General features: G+C 41.7%; 17 protein-coding genes, 1 other RNA gene and 1 other annotated feature (1 of these 19 running past the window's edge). Of the genes, 16 read left to right on the top strand and 2 right to left on the bottom strand.

Annotation, left to right across the window (positions count from 1 at the left end; genetic code table 11):
* Window positions 1–188: a binding site (T-box leader), on the top strand; it begins 42 nt to the left of the window's first position.
* Between the two features lie 173 nt (window positions 189–361).
* From hisS to ssrS, 3 genes are all read left to right on the top strand, one after another.
* The gene (gene hisS / locus ACFSMW_RS14855; protein ID WP_390356943.1) at window positions 362–1,651 is read left to right on the top strand and encodes a histidine--tRNA ligase; all 1,290 of its coding nucleotides are present in this window, start codon (window positions 362–364) and stop codon (window positions 1,649–1,651) included.
* Window positions 1,644–3,413 (top strand): aspartate--tRNA ligase, encoded by a 1,770-nt coding sequence (aspS, locus tag ACFSMW_RS14850; RefSeq protein WP_390356941.1) that lies wholly within the window; start codon window positions 1,644–1,646, stop codon window positions 3,411–3,413. The genes hisS and aspS overlap by 8 nt, the downstream gene beginning before the upstream one ends.
* Window positions 3,414–3,535: 122 nt before the next feature.
* A non-coding RNA gene (gene ssrS / locus ACFSMW_RS14845) (6S RNA) lies at window positions 3,536–3,718 on the top strand.
* Between the two features lie 47 nt (window positions 3,719–3,765).
* On the opposite strand, the gene ACFSMW_RS14840 is transcribed toward ssrS, so the two are convergent.
* Together ACFSMW_RS14840 and ACFSMW_RS14835 are read right to left on the bottom strand one after the other, a co-directional pair.
* Window positions 3,766–4,419, bottom strand: coding sequence for an RsfA family transcriptional regulator (locus ACFSMW_RS14840; RefSeq protein WP_390356939.1), 654 nt, complete (start codon window positions 4,417–4,419; stop codon window positions 3,766–3,768).
* A 150-nt stretch (window positions 4,420–4,569) separates the two neighbouring features.
* The gene (locus tag ACFSMW_RS14835; protein WP_390356938.1) at window positions 4,570–5,847 is read right to left on the bottom strand and encodes a replication-associated recombination protein A; all 1,278 of its coding nucleotides are present in this window, start codon (window positions 5,845–5,847) and stop codon (window positions 4,570–4,572) included.
* Between the two features lie 309 nt (window positions 5,848–6,156).
* Between ACFSMW_RS14835 and cymR the strand changes: the two genes are divergently transcribed.
* From cymR to ACFSMW_RS14770, 13 genes are all read left to right on the top strand, one after another.
* Window positions 6,157–6,573: a cysteine metabolism transcriptional regulator CymR gene (cymR, locus tag ACFSMW_RS14830; RefSeq protein ID WP_390356937.1), complete on the top strand. Its 417-nt coding sequence runs from the start codon at window positions 6,157–6,159 to the stop codon at window positions 6,571–6,573.
* A 63-nt stretch (window positions 6,574–6,636) separates the two neighbouring features.
* On the top strand, window positions 6,637–7,809 hold the full coding sequence (locus ACFSMW_RS14825) for a cysteine desulfurase family protein (protein ID WP_390356935.1): 1,173 nt from the start codon (window positions 6,637–6,639) through the stop codon (window positions 7,807–7,809).
* Window positions 7,799–8,911 (top strand): tRNA 2-thiouridine(34) synthase MnmA, encoded by a 1,113-nt coding sequence (mnmA, locus tag ACFSMW_RS14820; protein WP_390356934.1) that lies wholly within the window; start codon window positions 7,799–7,801, stop codon window positions 8,909–8,911. Before ACFSMW_RS14825 ends, mnmA begins: the two co-directional genes overlap by 11 nt.
* Window positions 8,912–9,014: 103 nt before the next feature.
* Complete coding sequence (locus ACFSMW_RS14815; RefSeq protein WP_390356932.1) at window positions 9,015–9,683, top strand: tetratricopeptide repeat protein; 669 nt, start codon at window positions 9,015–9,017, stop codon at window positions 9,681–9,683.
* A gap of 12 nt (window positions 9,684–9,695) precedes the next feature.
* Window positions 9,696–12,020: an SF1B family DNA helicase RecD2 gene (recD2, locus tag ACFSMW_RS14810; protein ID WP_390356930.1), complete on the top strand. Its 2,325-nt coding sequence runs from the start codon at window positions 9,696–9,698 to the stop codon at window positions 12,018–12,020.
* Between the two features lie 70 nt (window positions 12,021–12,090).
* Window positions 12,091–12,282, top strand: coding sequence for a hypothetical protein (locus ACFSMW_RS14805; protein ID WP_390356928.1), 192 nt, complete (start codon window positions 12,091–12,093; stop codon window positions 12,280–12,282).
* Between the two features lie 54 nt (window positions 12,283–12,336).
* A complete protein-coding gene (locus tag ACFSMW_RS14800) occupies window positions 12,337–13,404 on the top strand; it encodes an AI-2E family transporter (RefSeq protein WP_390357271.1) in 1,068 nt (355 codons plus the stop codon).
* Window positions 13,405–13,734: 330 nt separating this feature from the next.
* The gene (gene alaS, locus ACFSMW_RS14795) at window positions 13,735–16,389 is read left to right on the top strand and encodes an alanine--tRNA ligase (protein ID WP_390356926.1); all 2,655 of its coding nucleotides are present in this window, start codon (window positions 13,735–13,737) and stop codon (window positions 16,387–16,389) included.
* A 61-nt stretch (window positions 16,390–16,450) separates the two neighbouring features.
* Complete coding sequence (locus ACFSMW_RS14790) at window positions 16,451–16,717, top strand: IreB family regulatory phosphoprotein (RefSeq protein WP_390356924.1); 267 nt, start codon at window positions 16,451–16,453, stop codon at window positions 16,715–16,717.
* 4 nt (window positions 16,718–16,721) lie between these two features.
* A complete protein-coding gene (gene ruvX / locus ACFSMW_RS14785; RefSeq protein ID WP_390357270.1) occupies window positions 16,722–17,150 on the top strand; it encodes a Holliday junction resolvase RuvX in 429 nt (142 codons plus the stop codon).
* Between the two features lie 18 nt (window positions 17,151–17,168).
* Window positions 17,169–17,459 (top strand): DUF1292 domain-containing protein, encoded by a 291-nt coding sequence (locus tag ACFSMW_RS14780; protein ID WP_390356922.1) that lies wholly within the window; start codon window positions 17,169–17,171, stop codon window positions 17,457–17,459.
* Between the two features lie 162 nt (window positions 17,460–17,621).
* Entirely contained in the window at window positions 17,622–18,743 is a 1,122-nt protein-coding gene (mltG, locus tag ACFSMW_RS14775) for an endolytic transglycosylase MltG (protein WP_390356920.1), read from the top strand.
* A 280-nt stretch (window positions 18,744–19,023) separates the two neighbouring features.
* On the top strand, window positions 19,024–19,665 hold the full coding sequence (locus ACFSMW_RS14770; RefSeq protein WP_390356918.1) for an O-methyltransferase: 642 nt from the start codon (window positions 19,024–19,026) through the stop codon (window positions 19,663–19,665).
* The last annotated feature ends 1 nt before the right edge of the window (window position 19,666 follow it).

Raw genomic sequence — 19,666 nt, 5'->3', positions numbered from 1 at the left:
AGAGAAAAAATGCCTAAGGCTGGAAGCATTTTGTACAGTTATCAGTGAAAGACATTCCGGAGAAGTTATGCTGAAAGATGTGAATTCAGTAAGCATGGCCGTTTACGGGCGTTATCCGAAAAGAGTAGCTGTATAGTTTTTGAGTACATGAACTAGGGTGGCAACGCGGGCGAACGCTCGTCCCTTTTAATAAAGGGATGGGCGTTTTTTATATACTCATTTGTCACTTTCTGGGAATGTCTGTTTATATTTCCCTGCCTGACAAACGATACATTTTCACGCTGAGTTCGTGTTGGCAGAGATCTTTGTCTAAGTTGCCTGGTTTTTGAATTTACATAAAATGGAAATGGAGGAATAAAATGTGAATATAAATGCGCCAAGAGGAACAGCAGATATATTACCGAAAGATGCAGTAAAATGGCAAATTGCCGAGTCTAAAATCAAAGAAATTTGTGCCCGTTATCACTTTGAAGAAATCCGTACACCGCTTTTTGAACATACCGAACTCTTCCAAAGAGGAGTAGGGGATTCAACTGATATCGTGCAAAAGGAAATGTATACATTCCAGGACCGTGGAGGAAGAAGTCTGACTTTGCGCCCTGAAGGTACCGCATCTGTTGCAAGAGCATTTGTTCAGAATAAATTATTTGGGGAAATTGTCCAGCCTGTGAAGCTTTATTATTTTATGCAGATGTTTCGTTATGAAAGACCGCAGCAGGGACGTATGCGCCAACTTAATCAATTTGGTGTTGAAGTGCTTGGCAGCGACAATCCTGCAGTTGACGCGGAAGTGATTGATCTGGCAATGACAATATATAAAGAGCTTGGACTAAAGTCCCTCAAGCTAGTCATTAACTCTCTCGGAGATCAGGAAAGTCGTCAAAACTACCGTGAAGCATTGATCGGGCACTTTACGCCTGTGAAAGAAGAATTATGTCATGACTGCCAAACTCGTCTCCAGCAAAACCCAATGCGTATACTCGATTGTAAAACGGATAGAGATCATCCGGCAATGAAGACCGCTCCATCGATACTGGATTACTTGAATGAGGAGTCGTACAAATATTTCGAACAAGTAAAAGCGTATCTTGATTTACTAGGGATACCTTATGAAGTTGATCCGAACCTAGTCAGGGGGCTGGATTATTATAATCATACTGCGTTTGAAATCATGAGCAATGCAGAAGGATTTGGAGCCATCACCACACTGGCTGGCGGTGGGAGATACAATGGATTGATTGAAGATATCGGTGGCCCGTCCACACCTGGGATTGGTTTTGGTATGGGGATTGAGCGCCTGTTGATGGCATTGGAAGCAGAGAAAGTGACACTCGAGGAAAAGGGATCGTTGGATTGCTATTTGATTTCAGTTGGTGAAATGGCAGAGCGCCAGGCGATGAAGATTTTGCATGACCTTCGGGATAAAGGGATCCGAGCTGACCGGGATTACCAGGGACGTAAAATGAAGGCACAGTTTAAAACGGCGGATCGCCTCCATGTGAAATATGTGCTTGTGCTTGGAGAGGAAGAAATTGAAAAACAGGTGATCAGTGTAAAAAATATGGAAACCCAGGAACAAACTGAGGTGAGTCTGACTGATTTGGCAGACAGCTTATATAATCAATTATATGGGGGCAAGAATCATGAGTGAACGTATAATGGCGGGAAGCCTAAGAGAGAACCACAAAGGGGAACAAGTGTTGTTGAAAGGCTGGGTCCAGAAAAGGCGTGATTTGGGCGGACTGATTTTCGTGGATTTGCGTGACAAGTCAGGGATCGTTCAGCTTGTTTTCAACCCTGATCATTCAAAAAAGGCTTTGGAGATTGCAGAATCAATCAGAAATGAATATGTTATCAAAGTACACGGCGTGGTCGTTGAACGTGATAAAGCGACCATCAATGAAAATATGGATACTGGAAAAATTGAAGTGGTTGTCAAGGATATCATGATTCTGAACACTTCTAAAACACCGCCATTTTTAATCCAGGATGATACAAGTGTAGCGGAAGACCTGCGTTTGAAATATCGATACATTGATCTAAGAAGAAATGAGCTGCAGCAAACATTTAAAATGCGACATGCGATTACTTTGGAAGTAAGAAAATTTTTGGATGCCAACGGATTTCTGGAAATGGAAACTCCTATACTGACAAAGAGCACGCCGGAAGGGGCACGTGATTATCTGGTCCCCAGCCGGGTCCATCAGGGTGAATTTTATGCGTTACCGCAATCCCCACAGTTATTCAAACAATTAATCATGATGGGTGGTTTTGAAAAATATTATCAAATTGCACGATGCTTCCGAGATGAGGATTTGCGGGCCGACCGCCAGCCGGAATTCACCCAAATAGACATCGAGACTTCCTTCATGACTAGTGATGAAATCATGGAAATGACAGAACAGATGATGCAGCATGTGATGCAAGAAGTCAAACAGGTGAATGTTCCGCTGCCGCTTCCACGGATGAAATACGCGGAGGCGATGAGACGTTTTGGCTCAGATAAGCCGGATACACGCTTTGGATTGGAACTAGTCGAAGTATCAGATCTTGTTGCTGCATCCCCTTTTAAAGTGTTCTCCGGAGCAGTGGCAAAAGGAGGAAAAGTTTGCTTGGTCAATGTTGAAAATCAGGCAGCCTCGTTTTCACGAAAAGATATCATGGCATTGGAAGACTTCACGAAGATTTATGGTGCCAAGGGGCTGGCATGGCTGAAAGTAGAAGAAAATGAATTAAAAGGACCTATTGCTAAATTTTTCTCCAAGGAGGATGCAGCCAGTTTAAAAGACAGGGCACAAGCCAAAGCAGGGGACTTATTATTGTTTGTAGCGGATAAAACGTCTATAGTCTATGACAGTCTTGGAGCTTTGCGATTAAAACTTGGTAAGGAAATAGGCCTTATCGATGAAAATAAATTTAACTTCCTATGGGTAACGGACTGGCCGCTGTTGGAATACGATGAGGAAGATGACAGGTATTATGCCGCACATCATCCTTTTACAATGCCGGTTGAAGAAGATTTGGATAAGCTCGACACTGAGCCCGGAAGTGTGAGGGCGATTGCCTATGACCTTGTGTTGAACGGGTATGAGCTTGGCGGCGGGTCTAGAAGGATTCATAAAAGAACTTTACAGGATCGTATGTTCAAAGCACTTGGTTTTACGCAAGAACAAGCTGAAGCACAGTTCGGATTCCTGCTCGAAGCTTTAGAGTTCGGGGCTCCGCCGCATGGAGGGGTAGCGCTGGGACTTGATAGGATAGTCATGTTGCTTGCGGGAAGGGACAACTTGCGTGATACTATCCTGTTCCCTAAAACAGCCTCTGCCTCGGACTTGATGATGGAGGCGCCTGACACAGTTGATGTAAAACAATTGAAAGAATTGTCCATTGAACTAACCGAGAAAAATGAATAATGCGTATTCAAGTGGAGTGAGGGAAGTGTGCAGTGAAACCAATCCAAAAATTCCATTTCTGCTGAATTGCAAATTAAAAAACGGTATGTTAGAATATATGTAAAGTAAATATTCAGTTAGTTGCAATCCTGATGTGTACGTTCAATTTAATTGTTTTGACCGAACAATTTGATACTTGGGAGCCTGTTGTTTTCAGACAGCGTGCGAGCCTTGCATCTAGAGGAAGCACCCCATCTGAAACGCGGCACCCACCTGCCTGAAGCGGGATCAAAACGTAGCTGTTGGACGGCACAATTGGGATTGCGGCATACATAAAAAAGATTACTTCCCTTTTAATGGGAAGTAATCTTTTTTATTGTCCGGAACTTTGTGCTAATTGCTCTAAGTTTCCATTCTTATCCATTCGGAACATTGGCGGTTTCTGGGCGTTTTCATCATTTAATACCGTCATTTTTCTTGCGCGATCCATAATTTGGATGAAAGCTTGGTAATCCTCTTGAATAGAAGCCATTTGGCTTTCAGTTTGTTTCAGCTGTTTTTGCAAGTTTTCGTTTTGCTTTTGTAGCACTTCATTATCTTTTATGATTTGGTCAAGCTGTGACTTTGATTGATTGGAAGCGTGATAGTTTTTCTTAACATGCTGCAAAAAGCCGATTACCGCATCAAAAGTGAGAATTTGTTCTGCGGAAGTTTCCCTTTCCGTTATCGTTTGTTCAGGGGCAGGCAGAGAAATGACCGGACGCCTGCCCGAACTTTTCACAGTATTTTGTTCTGCTCGCTTTTTTTCTTTACGTTGTCTTTTTGCGATTTCAATCGCATGGATATATTTTCCTCTTATTTCCGCATTCCAGCGGAATCCACAGGCTGCAGATGTGCGATTCAGTTCATCGCCCACTTCTTCGAATGCGTTTAGTTGTGTGCTGCCTTCCCGGATATGTCTCAGTACTGTCTCGGCAAGCAACAGATCGTCTTCGTGAGACCAAGCGTCTTGTCTTACTTTTGCCATTCTATTCGACTCCTTTTTCAATGAATCAATGTATTTTACATGAATTTGGTTAACTATGAATTTAGCGCAATAGCTGTCTGTAATATTAAAAACAGCTTTTGTTGACTGCTGTCAGTAGTTTTACCGTTTGAAAAAGGATTTATACGTTTATTATCTCTTTTTTTCTGTATTTATTTTATCGTAAACTTGTTTTAGCGCTTTTTCGAATTTTCCAGATTCCTTTGGAATGAAATATTGCTTACTTTTGAGTTTATCCGGCAAATATTGTTGTTTTACCCAGCTGTTGGAGAAATCATGCGGATATTGATATCCGACACCTCTGTTAAGTTTTTCAGCTCCAGCATAGTGAGCATCTTTTAAGTGCTGGGGTATGTCACCGCTTTTTCCGTTTCTGATATCGGTCAACGCTGCATCGATGCCTTTATAGGCGGTATTGGATTTTGGCGATAACGCGAGTTCTACGATGGCGGCAGCAAGCGGTATACGCGCTTCAGGAAAACCCAGCCGCTCAGCTGCCTGTACGGCAGCTAAGGCACGCACACCAGCCTGTGGATTCGCTAAGCCGATATCTTCATATGCTGTGACTACCATGCGGCGCGCTATACTGTCCATATCACCGGCTTCAATAAGTCTTCCTAAATAGTGCAGTGCTGCATTGACATCGCTTCCGCGGATTGATTTTTGAAAGGCGGACAACACATCATAATGTGCATCGCCATCACGGTCATGGGAAAAGCTTTTCTTTTGCATACATTCTTCAGCCACTTCCAAGGTGATATGAATCACACCGTTTTCGGAAGGGGGAGTGGAAAAGACAGCAAGTTCAAGTCCATTGAGCGCTGCCCGCATATCACCGTTGGAAGACAACGCAAAATGACTGACGGCTGCCTCTGATAAGTCGATATCGTAGCTTCCCAGTCCGTTCGTAACATCTGCAGCAGCACGTATAATTGCTGTTTCGACATCTTCTTCGCTCAAAGCTTGTAGTTCAAATAAATGGCAGCGGCTGCGGATGGCTGGATTGATGGAATGGTAAGGATTGCTTGTCGTACATCCAATCAATGTGATCAGATTGCTTTCCAAATGGGGCAGGAGAAAATCCTGCTTTGCTTTGTCAAGACGATGTACTTCATCCAGAATTAATACGATTCGTCCGGATAATCTGGCTTCTTCCACGATGATTTCCATATCTTTTTTCTTATCGACAACCGCATTGAGCATTTTGAATGGTATCTTTAATGTCTTCGCTAAGGCCATGGCCATGGATGTTTTGCCGGTCCCTGGAGGTCCAAAAAGGATCATGGAAGCCAGCCTGTCGGCTTGGATCATACGGTATAGAATTTTTCCTTCCCCGACTAGATGCTGCTGTCCGATAATTTGATCAATATGTGCAGGTCTCATTCGAAAAGCAAGTGGTTGCTGTGTCATAAAATCTTCCTTTATAATAAAGTTGCTTCTAACAGATGTAAAGAAACACGTTTGTTTAGCAAATGAATCCAATGCAAGATTCATCTAGTTCATGATATAATACTTGTATCATTTAGCCAAATAATATTGTATAATAAAAAGTTGCTATAAAGGATGGGCACGTCCGGCAATCACAACTAAATTTTATACTCCCATCTGAAGGCTGCCAAACGTTCGGGCTTTAGCAGGGACCTGCATGAAAAGCACGTCGTTATGACAGCAATGAAGAACGGGAGCGAAATCTTTTTCTTTGACTTGGAGTGTAATAGAATGAAAATATCAACTAAAGGAAGATATGGGCTAACGATTATGATTGCTTTAGCCAAAAAATATGGTGAGGGTCCGACCCCACTAAAATGGATAGCTAAGGAAAACAATCTGTCTGAGCACTATCTTGAACAACTTGCATCACCATTAAGAAATGCTGGTCTTATTCAAAGCGTCAGAGGAGCATATGGAGGTTACAAACTCCCGAGAAAACCGGAAGAAATCACTGCTGGTGATGTGATACGCGTTCTGGAGGGACCGATTATGTTTGTGGAAGGAATTGAAAATGAAGAACCGTCGAAGCAGGCATTGTGGTTAAAAATAACCGAGGCTGTCAAAAATGTCCTCGACAATACAACGCTGGCCGACTTGATCCAGGAACATGAGGAGCCTAAAGATGCTTACATGTTTTACATTTAGTCCCAATCGTTTGTGGCAAGGAAAGAGAATGGATTTTTTGCTGGTTAGAAAGGATAAAATACAATGAATCATACTCATATATATTTGGATCACGCTGCAACAACTCCGGTTGCACGTGAAGTAGCTGAAGTCATGCATGAGGTGCATTTAGAAGAATTTGGCAATCCTTCAAGTGTACACTCCTTTGGCAGAAAGGCCCGGCGTATTATCGATGAGGCCAGATTGACAATGGCATCAAGCATAGGAGCAAATGAAAAAGATATCATTTTCACCAGTGGCGGTACTGAAGCCGATAATCTGGCATTAGTTGGGACGGCGATGGCAAATAAAAAAAATGGCAACCATGTTATCATCTCGGCCCAAGAGCACCATGCTGTGCTTCATGCAGCGGAATTTCTTGAAAACATCGGATTTCAAGTAACCTATTTGCCCGTTTATCCGGATGGCAAAATATTGATTTCTGATTTAAAGGCTGCATTGACTGAAGAGACAATCTTAGTGTCGGTTATGTTTGTCAATAATGAGACAGGAGTCATTCAGCCGATTGCAGAAATCGGCCGATTGTTGGCAGATCACAGAGCTTATTTCCATACGGATGCTGTCCAGGCTTATGGTTTGCTAGAAATCGATGTCAAAGCACTAGGCGTGGATATGTTGTCAGTTTCTGCTCATAAAATCAACGGACCAAAAGGGATTGGATTTCTGTATGTGAATGATAATGTCCGTCTTCAGCCTATCGGGTACGGTGGTGAGCAAGAGAGAAAAAGGCGGCCGGGAACAGAGAATGTTGCAGCAGTAGCCGGTTTTCAAAAGGCTGTTCAATTGGTTGTTGAAAATAGACAGGATAATGAGAATAAATATTGCCGTTATAAGCAATTATTTTTGCATATATTGCGCGAGAAACAGGTGGACTTCGAAGTTAATGGGGATGAGAACAGCATGATTGCTTCTACATTCAATCTAAGTTTTCCTGGTACAAACGTGGAAACGATACTGACCAATTTCGATTTAGCTGGCATTGCTGCTTCAAGCGGAAGTGCATGTACGGCTGGGTCCATCGAACCTTCCCATGTTTTGACGGCAATGTACGGAAAGGAAAACGAGCGAGGAAAAAACTCCATCCGTTTTAGCTTGGGCAGCTATAATACAGAAGAAAACGTAAAAGAGGCTGCTGAAAGAATTGCAGAAATTCTTCTTCGGCTCACAAGGAAAGCAGGTGATACGCATGACAGATAATTCCAGAAAAAGAGTGGTAGTCGGAATGAGCGGCGGCGTGGACTCTTCCGTCGCTGCATTGCTTTTAAAGGAACAAGGATATGATGTTGTCGGTATTTTTATGAAAAACTGGGATGATACAGATGAAAATGGTGTGTGTACCGCCACGGATGATTTTGATGATGTGATCAGAGTATGCAATCAATTGGATATTCCCTATTATGCTGTAAACTTTGAAAAACAATATTGGGACAAGGTGTTTACGTATTTTCTCGATGAATACAAGGCTGGGCGTACACCGAATCCAGATGTGATGTGCAATAAAGAAATTAAATTCAAAGCGTTCCTGGATCATGCCATTTCATTAGGAGCGGATTATCTGGCGACGGGACATTACGCCAGGGTCAGAAAAATAGACGGACGTGTGGAAATGCTTCGCGGGGTCGATTCCAATAAAGACCAGACCTATTTTTTGAATCAGCTTACAGGGGATGTTTTGCAGAAAGTCATGTTTCCTTTGGGACATTTGCAGAAGAAGGAAGTTCGTGAAATTGCGGAAAAACATCAATTGGCAACAGCTCATAAGAAGGACAGTACAGGTATTTGTTTTATTGGCGAGCGCAATTTCAAGGATTTTCTTGGTCAATATCTTCCCGCGCAACCAGGCGATATGCGTACCCTCGGTAATATAAAAGTAGGTCGTCATGATGGATTGATGTATTATACGTTGGGACAAAGACAAGGACTAGGCATTGGAGGTCCTGGAGAGCCATGGTTCGTTGTAGGGAAAAATTTGAAAGAAAATGTGCTTTATGTGGAGCAAGGGTATGGGCATGACGCACTTTATTCGGATGGGCTGACTGCTACAGATGTAAACTGGATCAATGCAGACAAAATACTGGATAGCTTTGAGTGCACAGCTAAATTCAGATATCGGCAATCAGACAGTAAAGTAAGAGTCGTGGCTGCGGGCAGCGACCGTATGAAAGTAGTATTTGATGAACCACAACGCGCTATTACACCAGGCCAGGCAGTTGTATTTTATGATGGAGAAGTTTGCCTTGGGGGAGCGACTATCGATCAGGTCATCAAAGCCGATGCCTATTTGGATTATGTTGGTTAAAATAGAACCATGCTCCAGCAAGGCTGGAACATGGTTCTGATTTTAAACGGACACAAGTCATTTTTATCTATTGAATGAAGTATATCATGTGAGGGGATTGCTAGTGGATAAGAACAGCAAGGCGATTTCATATATGCAGGAAAATAAATTAGAAGAAGCTGCAAAGCTTTTTGAGGAAATTATTACTGAACATCCGGAAGACCCGGTCGGATATATCAACTTCGGCAATTTATTGCAACATGTACAGGAATACGATCGTGCAATAACATTTTATGAAAAAGCGATTAAATTGGACGAAAATGCTGCGACAGCTTATTACGGACTTGGAGGCATCTATTATGAGCGGTCAATGGCGGAAAAAGCTCAAAAAAGTTTCCAAAAAGCCATCGATTTAGGTTTGAATGAGGCTGATGTCTTTTATATGCTGGGGATGACTTTTCAGAAACAGTCACAATATAAATTATCTTTGCCATATTTGCAGCGTGCTTCAGAACTGGATGAAGACGATGAGGAGATTTTATTCCAATACGGGCTTTCACTAGCGCAAGTTGATGAAATTAATATGGCTAAAGCAGTGTTCCATCAAGTGATCGATTTGAATGATCAGCATAGTGATGCGCATTACAATTTAGGGGTCATAGCGTTATATCAAGAGGAGCCTGAAGTGTCTTTGAACCATTTTAATGCGGCACTTGCAGCACAGCCGGACCATTTGCTTGCTGTGAATGGCAAAAAGAAAGTAGAGGAATTTTTAGAAAAGTACGATGGATAGCGGGGTTTTTCTATGGAACAGGAACAATCGCAGCTACAAGCCAAATCTTTTTTCAAAGGAGAACCGCTTCATACAATTTTTCATCATGCTGCAGAACATTTCACCATTGCGAAGATCAAAGTGCTGGACACCAATACAGATTACAAGGAAAAAGAAATTGTCATTAAGGGATATTTTGCAAATCTGCAGGAAGGCACGGTGTACCGCTTTTATGGTGACTTTGAAAATCATGCGAAATTCGGCAGGCAATATGCGGTTACAGCGTATCAGACTGAATTGCCTGACACGAAAGACGGGTTGATCGCCTATTTATCGAGCGATATATTTCCTGGAGTCGGTAAAAAAACAGCAGAAAGAATAGTTGGCCATTTGGGCGAAAATTGCATTGCGAACATAATGAATGATGCTTCCATTTTGAAAGAAGTACCCGGCCTGAATGAGGAAAAAGCGAAAAAACTGGCTGAATCTTTAAAAGAGCATCAAGGATTTGAACGTATGTTCATCCATTTGTCCCAATATCAAATCGGGCTGAAAATGGCACAGAAAATCTATCATCAATACAAAGACGAAGCAATTGAACTATTACAAAAAGATCCTTATCAATTCGTGTTCGATGTAGAGGGTTTTGGTTTTGTAAGTGCGGATGCGATTGCGCTGAAAAACGGGTTATCTCTTACCCATCCAAATCGTATCAGTGCAGGTTGTATTTATATCCTTCAAAACAGCGTTTCTGAAGGGCATGTGTATCTTCCGATTTCAGACTGTATCAAAGGTGTTCAACGATTGTTGGTGGATCCCGAACAGCCCATTACAGAAACACTTATCATGGATAGTCTGCAGGAGCTTAACACGGCAAAGAGACTCATCATTCATCAGGGGCATGTGTATCTGCCATCACTTTATTACGCAGAAGACGGCCTTGCCGGAAACTTAAAGCGATTGCTTGACCAAAGAATCGAGACAGAAACGACGATGGCCGAGTTGATGAAAATTACCGGTGAAATCGAAGAAGAAGAAACATTGAGTTACGGCAGGGAACAATTTGAAGCCATCGAATCGTCGCTTCGATCCAAAGTAATGATTTTAACCGGCGGCCCTGGCACAGGGAAGACAACTGTCATTAATGGGATCCTGAAGGCTTTTTCTAAAATCCATGATCTTTCCTTGGATCTGAAAGATTACGACAAAAAAGCTGATTTCCCTTTTATACTTACGGCGCCTACCGGTCGAGCTGCCAAAAGGATGAACGAGTCTACCTCCTTGCCAGCTATGACTATACACAGACTGCTGGGTTGGAATGGAACCAGCTTTGAAAAAGATGAACACGAACAGCTTTCGGGGAAGTTCCTTATTGTCGATGAATTTTCAATGGTCGATATTTGGCTTGCCAATCATCTGTTTAAGGCTATACCGGATGATATGCAGGTGTTGCTTGTCGGAGATGAGGACCAGCTCCCTTCAGTAGGTCCAGGTCAGGTGCTCACTGATTTACTGGGCAATGATATCATTCCGTTTGTCACACTTAATGAAGTATACCGGCAAAAAGAAGGATCACATATCATTCAGCTAGCTCACCAAATTAAACACAATCAATGCAGCAGCGCTTCTTTTCAAAATGATAGTGATTTCAGTTTTATTTCTTGTAATGATGGGCAAGTGGTTGAGGCCGTTTTACAAATATTTTCGAAGGCGCAACAAAAAGGTATGGATGTCAATGATATTCAGGTCTTGGCCCCTATGTACCGCTCCCAGGCAGGCATCGACACGATTAATAAAGCATTGCAGGAACTGATTAATCCTCCGAAAAACACCAAGCGTCAAATCATATATATGGAAAAAACTTTCCGCGTGGGAGATCGCGTCATACAGTTGGTGAATCAGCCTGAAGATGGTGTGTTCAATGGGGATATCGGCAAAGTGGCAGCTATTTTCAAAGAAGAGGAAAATACTGATCATGAAGAACAGCTTGTCGTCGTTTTCGATGATAAAGAAGTGGTCTATGTTCGGAAGGATTATGGCAACATCACGCATGCCTACTGTATTTCTATCCATAAGTCCCAGGGAAGCGAATTTCCCATTGTTGTCATGCCTATCGTGAACAGCTACCATCGCATGCTCAGAAAAAATTTGATCTATACAGCAATTACACGCGCAAAGCAGTCTCTGATCATTTGCGGGCAGCAGCAAGCCTTTTTGCGAGGTGTGGAAACGATGGACACGAATAAGCGGAATACCTCTTTACGGGGATTGTTTGCGCAGAGACTCCCTGATACAGATTTGGAACTGACTGATAGTGACGTGGAGGAAGACGGAATCTCACCTTACGATTTCATGTAGTACAATGTATAAAAAGAAGAAAGACGGGCAAATATAGCATAATATCCTAACCAAAAATAGGGGAGATATTATGTTGATGCAGTGTCCTAATTGCCGAAGCAAGGATATAGGGAAAATAGGCTCACAACAATACTATTGCTGGAACTGCTTCATTGAATTAAGTATTCTGGGTGATGAGTGGACCGTTCATCAAGTTGAAGCAGACGGCTCTTTAAGCTCACTGGATGATATTTTCACTGCTGAGGAAAGAAAAATACAATGACAACTCATGCTAGGTGTTTGAAGGATAATACTATGCTGAAGGGTTGTTGTGTCTATGTTTTCCAAAAGTAAGCCTTTGAATTTTTTACTGTGGGTACTCACAGGTATTTTGGTGTTTCTATTTTTATTTTTACTTGTTAAGTTGTTCCCTTTTTACAAGGCTGTTCTCGTTTTTTTATGGCAAGTTTTCCTGCCATTTTTCATTTCGGCTATCATTGCTTATCTTTTATATCCGATTATTCGAAAAATGTATGATCATAATATACCGAAAACAGTGTCCATATTATCCATATATTTGATTTTTTTTGCGGGGGGTGCATATCTCATCTACCGGGTATATCCTATTTTTTTAGGACAGATACAGGATTTAAATGTGCAATTACCGCATTTGATCAGCTTATATGAATCCCTGATTTACAAAATGTATGATTCTACATCTTTTTTACCAGAAACGGTACATGATAAAATGGATGTTGTTATCAACAACCTGGAATCCAATATCGAGAATCTTACGGGGAAAGCAATCGGCGGTATGACTAAAATTATGGATATGATCATATTGCTGACAGTGATACCTGTTCTAGTGTTTTATTTTTTGAAGGATTTTACAAAGATGAAAAACTTCGCAAAGCGTTATATTCCCGTAAAATACCGCGAACGAGCGAGTAAAGTGGTCCACGCAGTTGATAAAAGCCTTGGCAGCTACATTCGCGGACTGCTTCTGGTCTGTCTATTCGTGAGTGTATCGACATATATCGCGTTTTATTTCCTTGGCTTGAAATATCCGCTTTTGCTTGCGATCATCATGGGGTTGACGAATATCATCCCATATTTTGGACCGATTATCGGGGCAGTCCCTGCGGCAGCGATTGCGATCACTATATCTTCGAAACTGCTGATTTATGTATTGGTAGCCATATTTGCAATTCAACTTATTGAAAGCAATTTGATTTCTCCTTATATCGTCGGGAAAAGTATTGACATCCATCCAGTGGCGATTATATTAGCATTGCTCCTTGGAGGGCAGGTCGGCGGTGTGCTGGGAATGATCGCAGCAGTGCCGATCATGACATTCCTGAAAGCGATCTGTGAGCACTTGCTTGTTTTACGGCATGATCATTGACTTTCAAAGCCTGATTGGCTATAATATGCATCAACAAGCAATAAATGAAAACGAAGAAGACTCTGAGTAAGTGGATGACTTGGCCAGTAGAGAGAGGTTTTCACCGGCTGCAAAAAACCTCGGTCCGAGCCCCGCTGAAAGCTAAGTTGGAGTGCGGCTAATCCCCGCCGGTCTCATACCGTTAACATGCCAAAGATGTGAACAGTTATATTTGTTCATAATATGGGTGGTACCGCGAATGAATCTCGTCCCTGCTGTTGCAGTGTGGCGTTTTTTTATTGCCGTTTTTCATTCCTGCATAGACTAACTACAAATTGGAGGTTTTTTATAATGAAACAACTTACATCAGCTCAAGTAAGGCAAATGTTTTTGGACTTTTTTAAAGAAAAAGGACATCGCGTGGAGCCGAGCGCATCACTCATTCCTAAAGATGACCCAACACTTCTTTGGATTAACAGTGGCGTTGCAACAATGAAAAAATATTTTGATGGCAGTGTTGTACCAGAAAATCCGCGTCTGGTAAATGCACAAAAATCAATTCGGACAAATGATATTGAAAATGTCGGCTATACTGCACGTCATCATACTTTCTTTGAAATGCTGGGTAATTTTTCAATTGGCGATTATTTTAAAAAAGATGCCATTGTATGGGCGTGGGAATTTTTAACTAGTCCGAAATGGCTTGCTTTCGAGGAGAAATTGCTTTCCGTTACCGTCCATCCGGAAGATGATGAGGCATATGAACTTTGGATGAATGAAATCGGTCTGCCGAAAGAACGTATTATCCGTCTGGAGGAAAATTTTTGGGATATCGGAGAGGGACCGAGCGGACCGAATACGGAAATTTTCTACGACCGGGGAGAAGCATATGGTAATGGCCCTGATGATCCAGAGCTTTATCCGGGTGGCGAAAATAATCGGTATCTTGAGGTTTGGAACCTCGTTTTTTCCCAATTTAACCATAACCCTGATGATACCTACACACCGCTCCCTAAGAAAAATATTGATACCGGAATGGGACTCGAAAGGGTTGTGTCAGTGATTCAGAATGTGGCGACGAACTATGATACGGATTTGTTCATGCCAATTATCAAAGCTACGGAAAAAATGTCCTCGGCTCGTTATGGAGATGGCGAGCAGGCAGATACTGCATTTAAAGTGATCGCAGACCATATTCGTACCGTATCATTTGCGATTGGCGACGGCGCCCTGCCGTCAAATGAAGGACGTGGCTATGTACTTCGTCGTTTACTGCGCAGAGCTGTTCGTTTTGCGAAGCAAATCGGCATTGAAAAACCGTTTATGTATAAACTGGTACCAGTCGTTGGTCAAATTATGGAGGATTTTTACCCGCAAGTCGTGAAACAGCAGACATTCATTGCTGATGTTATTAAGGTGGAAGAGGAAAGATTTCATGAGACGCTGAATGACGGACTGGATATGCTTAGCACGATCATTGCAAAAGAGAAAGAACATGGCAGCGATGTGTTCCCTGGTACAGAAGTGTTTCGCCTATATGACACTTACGGTTTTCCCAAAGAATTAACAGAAGAATATGTTGCCGAGGAAGGATTCACCATTGATGAAGCGGGTTATGAAGCAGAGATGGAAAAGCAGCGGGAGCGCGCAAGAAATGCTCGCCAGAAAGTCGATTCAATGCATGTCCAGGATGATGTGTTTACAAAGATACCTGTAACGAGTACATTTGCGGGTTATAAGCAGACCGAAACAGATACTGCCATTGCTTATCTGATTAAAGATAAAAAGGCTGTCAAGCAAGCAGACGCAGGTGATGACGTATTCATCGTGTTAACAGAAACGCCTTTCTATGCAGAGAGTGGCGGTCAAGTCGCTGATAAAGGAACTATCCAAACAGAGAGCGGTTTAGCGGTTGTCAATCAGGTTTTTAAATCTCCAAAAGGCATACACATTCAGCAAGCCACCATCACAGAAGGAACGGTATCCTGTGATGAAGCTGCATCTGCACGTATTGATAAGGAAATGCGTCAATTCATCACGAAAAACCATACTGCCACACACTTGCTGCATCAAGCATTGAAGGATGTGCTTGGTACACATGTTAATCAAGCGGGCTCACTTGTGGAATCAGAGCGTTTACGATTCGATTTTTCGCATTTTAGTCCGATCAAGCCAGATGAATTGAAGCAGATAGAACATATTGTCAACGAGAAAATTTGGGCTGAATTGCCATTGCATATCGCTCATAAAAATTTGCAAGAAGCGAAAGATATGGGAGCGATGGCATTATTTGGTGAAAAATACGGTGATATTGTCCGCGTTGTTCAAATAGGAGATTACAGTCTGGAATTATGCGGAGGCTGTCACGTTGTCAATACGTCGGAAATCGGTCTGTTTAAAATTGTTTCCGAAAGCGGAATCGGTGCTGGAACGCGCCGGATTGAAGCCGTGACCAGTAAACGTGCATATGAATATTTGAATGAGAAGCTTTCTGTTTTAGAACAAGTTCAGCAACAGCTAAAAACAAGTGAGGATAATGTTGTTTCCCGTATTGAATCTTTATTCATGGAATTGAAATCTGCCGAAAGGGATAATGAGTCACTACAGGCTAAAATTGCCCATGCACAAGCTGCCAGTATGACGGATGATATTGAAACAATCGGTGATGTCCAACTGTTGGCTAAAGAAGTACAGGTAAAAGATATGAGTCAGTTACGCAGCATGATGGACGATTTGAAACAACGTGTCGATTCAGCAGTCATTTTGTTAGCTGCAGCAAATGACCAAAAAGTACATTTGGCTGCAGGAGTTTCAAAGGATTTAATCGAAAAAGGCTTCCATGCAGGAAATTTGATCAAACAAGCTGCTTCCATATGTGGTGGCGGAGGCGGCGGACGTCCAGATATGGCTCAAGCCGGCGGAAAAAAACCTGAAAAAATAGCCGAAGCATTAAAATATGCCAAACAATATGTGTCAGATCATATAAATGAGGACAAATCAATATAATAAAACTTCTAAACGTGTTAGAATAATGAAATAGAATGAAAATCGCAAATGGGGTGTCGAGATGAGTTCAATTGATAAAACAATGAAGTTTAATTTTTCCGAAGAACCATTTGAGCGAGATATCAGGGACATCCTGCAGACAGTACATCAATCGCTGAAAGAGAAAGGCTACAATCCAATTAATCAGATTGTGGGCTACTTGTTGTCAGGAGATCCTGCCTATATCCCTCGCCATAATGATGCGCGTAATTTGATCCGCAAAGTCGAACGTGATGAGGTGATTGAGGAGCTGGTCAAATACTACCTTGAGAAAAGAAAGGAAAATTGAACAATTGAAAATGATTGGATTGGACGTCGGTTCCAAAACGATAGGTGTATCTATCAGTGATGAACTAGGGTGGACAGCGCAAGGAGTCAAAACCATTTTATGGAATGAACAAAACATCAAATCAGCGGATGCCGAGTTGTCGGAAATCATTGCTGCCAATGACATTGGGATGGCTGTGGTGGGCTTACCCAAAAATATGAACGGCACAATCGGAGAACGTGGACAGGCTTCTGAGAAATATGCCAAGCATATCGAAAACACTTTCCACATCCCTGTTACATTATGGGATGAACGTTTAACCACAGCAGCTGCAGAACGTGTTCTCCTTGAAGCTGATATGAGCAGGAAAAAACGTAAAAAAGTCATCGATAAAATGGCGGCAATCATGATATTGCAAGGATACCTGGATAGCAGACAGAGCTATCAATCATAATGACAGGATGGTGAAGAAATGGCGTTGGAAGAAAAAGAAAGAATTATCATACCCGATGAAAATGGAGAAGAACATTTATTTGAGGTGCTGTTCACTTTTGATGTGGATGAAACGAACCAATCATACATCGCTGTAGTACCTGCAGAACAAAAAGACGATGATGAAGTGGAAGTATATGCATTCCGTTATGAGGAAAAAGGACAAGATGACGATGATTTGGCTCTGTTCCCGATTGAAGACGATGAAGAATGGGAACTGGTGGAAGAAATGCTGAATACACTTGCAGATGAGGAAACACATGATCATTGATCAAACATGGCTGACAGTTTCATAAGGATATCTTTCCAGAAAAGCTGATGTAATCTACATCAGCTTTTCTTTTAGTCACGCGCGAATAACTGCTTTTCTTGTCTAGGTATAGCGTATATTGCTTTTTTTTAGTATAATATACCGGATGAGAGGAGTAGTTGTATGGCCAAGGATAAAAATAAGAATAATACATATAAGCAGAACTTGCTTCAGAGAAGCGAAGAAGCAAAAACCGTACGCAAAATAGTCTCCATCATATTAATCTCTTTGATTTTGATTTTGGTAGTAGGCGGTATTTCTGGTTATATGTACATAAAATCCGCATTGAAGCCCCTCGATCCGGATAGTCAGGAAAAAGTGAAGCTTGAGATACCAATGGGTTCATCCACTTCTGAAATCGGACAGGTTCTGGAGGACAAAGGGGTGATCAAGGATGGACGTGTATTCAGATTTTATGTGAAGTTCAAGAATGAATCGGATTTCCAAGCGGGAAAATATACTTTTAATCCTGCAATGAACTTGGATGAAATCATCGCTTCCTTGAAAAAAGGTAAATTGGTTCAAGAGGCTAAATACAAAGTCACGATCCCTGAAGGGAAAACAATTGATCAAATTGCAGATATATATTCCAAAAAAATGCCTATCAAGAAAGATGAATTCATACAAAAGGTAAATGATAAGAAATATGTAAAAAAACTGATGGACAAATACCCTTCGATATTGACGAAAGATATTTTGAATAAAAAGATCAAGTCACCATTGGAAGGATATTTATTTGCTGCGACTTATAAATACTATGATAAGGATCCGTCTGCAGATGAAGTAATCACGGCAATGCTTGATAAAACGGAATCGGTAGTTACGCCATATTTGAAACAAATCAAATCCAGGAAACTGACTGTTCATGAAGCGGTCACTATGGCTTCACTGGTAGAAAATGAGGCTAGTTCAAGCAACCAGCGCAAAAAAATAGCTAGCGTGTTCTATAACCGTATGGATGACGGGATGAAACTGCAAACGGATCCAACGGTACAATACGCACTTGGCAAACACAAATCAAAGGTGTTGTTAAAAGACCTGGAAGTCAATTCTCCATACAATACCTATAAGATTGAAGGATTACCGGTCGGCCCTATCTCCAATTTTTCCGAGGATTCCTTGAAGGCGATTGTCGAACCAGCAAAAACGGATTATAAATATTTTCTGCATGACAGTGATGGCAATATCTATTATGCTAAAAATTATGATGATCATTTGAAGTTGAAGAAAAAACATATTAAATAATTTTATTTATGTCGTAAGACAGGACGTTGTTTACACCTTGTACTAATCACTTCCTCTGAATGGAAGGGTGAGTATGCGATGAGGGGACACATGAGTCTGGGAACCGGCCTTGAACGAATTCCGCTTTATCATCAATTGGAGGTATTTAAGGGAATGTGGGACGCTCACATTCCCATATTTCTAATACAGGGAAGATACATTTGCAGCCTGGAAGTAGCCAAAAAAGCTCAACGTTTTCCTGGAGTTGAAAAAATGGTATAGTATAAAAGAGGTATTTACAATGGAAGAACAAATTAAAGGTTATTTGAACAAATTGAAGCCGCAGGATAGTCCCTGGGTTAAGAATTTAAAGATTCAAGCGGAAAAAGATCATATTCCGATCATGGAAGACGACAGCATGCATTTTTTGATGCAGCTTACCCGTATTAAACAGCCCGCTGCCATATTGGAAGTAGGGACTGCGATCGGCTATTCAGCGCTTCGTATGTCTGAGGCATGTCCAAAGTCAAAGATCATTACGATTGAAAAAGACGAAAAACGGTACAATCAGGCAGTAGCAAATATCACTGGCCAGGATAAAGCGAATACCATCCGAGTAATTTATAATGATGCCATACAGGAAATGGAGCGTCTGCTTTCAAATGAATGTTTGTTTGATATCATTTTCATCGATGCTGCGAAGGGGCAGTACAAACAGTTTTTTGAAAAGGCAATGGCGTTGTTGAAGCCAGATGGTGTCATCGTCACAGATAACGTCCTCTTCAGAGGCTACGTTGCGGAAGATAATTTTGAACATCCAAGGTACCAAAAAATGGTAAAAAGGATCAAAACATTCAACGATTGGATTTGCAGATTGCAGGAATATGATACCGCCATTTTTCCAATCGGCGATGGAGTTGCAGTTAGCTGCAAAAAGCAATAGT

It is taken from the genome of Tigheibacillus halophilus (genome assembly GCF_042683165.1).
Lineage (GTDB): Bacteria > Bacillota > Bacilli > Bacillales > Amphibacillaceae > Tigheibacillus > Tigheibacillus halophilus.
The sequence above is the reverse complement of the archived record's forward strand: the minus strand, read 5'-3'. Positions and strand labels throughout refer to the sequence as shown.

Bases quoted from the DNA above. Each gene is read 5' to 3' on its own strand.
- aspS (WP_390356941.1), top strand. From the start codon at position 1,644: ATGAGTGAACGTATAATGGCGGGAAGCCTAAGAGAGAACCACAAAGGG.
- ACFSMW_RS14840 (WP_390356939.1), bottom strand. From the start codon at position 4,419: ATGGCAAAAGTAAGACAAGACGCTTGGTCTCACGAAGACGATCTGTTG.
- ACFSMW_RS14835 (WP_390356938.1), bottom strand. From the start codon at position 5,847: ATGACACAGCAACCACTTGCTTTTCGAATGAGACCTGCACATATTGAT.
- cymR (WP_390356937.1), top strand. From the start codon at position 6,157: ATGAAAATATCAACTAAAGGAAGATATGGGCTAACGATTATGATTGCT.
- ACFSMW_RS14825 (WP_390356935.1), top strand. From the start codon at position 6,637: ATGAATCATACTCATATATATTTGGATCACGCTGCAACAACTCCGGTT.
- mnmA (WP_390356934.1), top strand. From the start codon at position 7,799: ATGACAGATAATTCCAGAAAAAGAGTGGTAGTCGGAATGAGCGGCGGC.
- recD2 (WP_390356930.1), top strand. From the start codon at position 9,696: ATGGAACAGGAACAATCGCAGCTACAAGCCAAATCTTTTTTCAAAGGA.
- ACFSMW_RS14805 (WP_390356928.1), top strand. From the start codon at position 12,091: ATGTTGATGCAGTGTCCTAATTGCCGAAGCAAGGATATAGGGAAAATA.
- ACFSMW_RS14800 (WP_390357271.1), top strand. From the start codon at position 12,337: ATGTTTTCCAAAAGTAAGCCTTTGAATTTTTTACTGTGGGTACTCACA.
- alaS (WP_390356926.1), top strand. From the start codon at position 13,735: ATGAAACAACTTACATCAGCTCAAGTAAGGCAAATGTTTTTGGACTTT.
- ACFSMW_RS14790 (WP_390356924.1), top strand. From the start codon at position 16,451: ATGAGTTCAATTGATAAAACAATGAAGTTTAATTTTTCCGAAGAACCA.
- ACFSMW_RS14780 (WP_390356922.1), top strand. From the start codon at position 17,169: ATGGCGTTGGAAGAAAAAGAAAGAATTATCATACCCGATGAAAATGGA.
- mltG (WP_390356920.1), top strand. From the start codon at position 17,622: ATGGCCAAGGATAAAAATAAGAATAATACATATAAGCAGAACTTGCTT.
- ACFSMW_RS14770 (WP_390356918.1), top strand. From the start codon at position 19,024: ATGGAAGAACAAATTAAAGGTTATTTGAACAAATTGAAGCCGCAGGAT.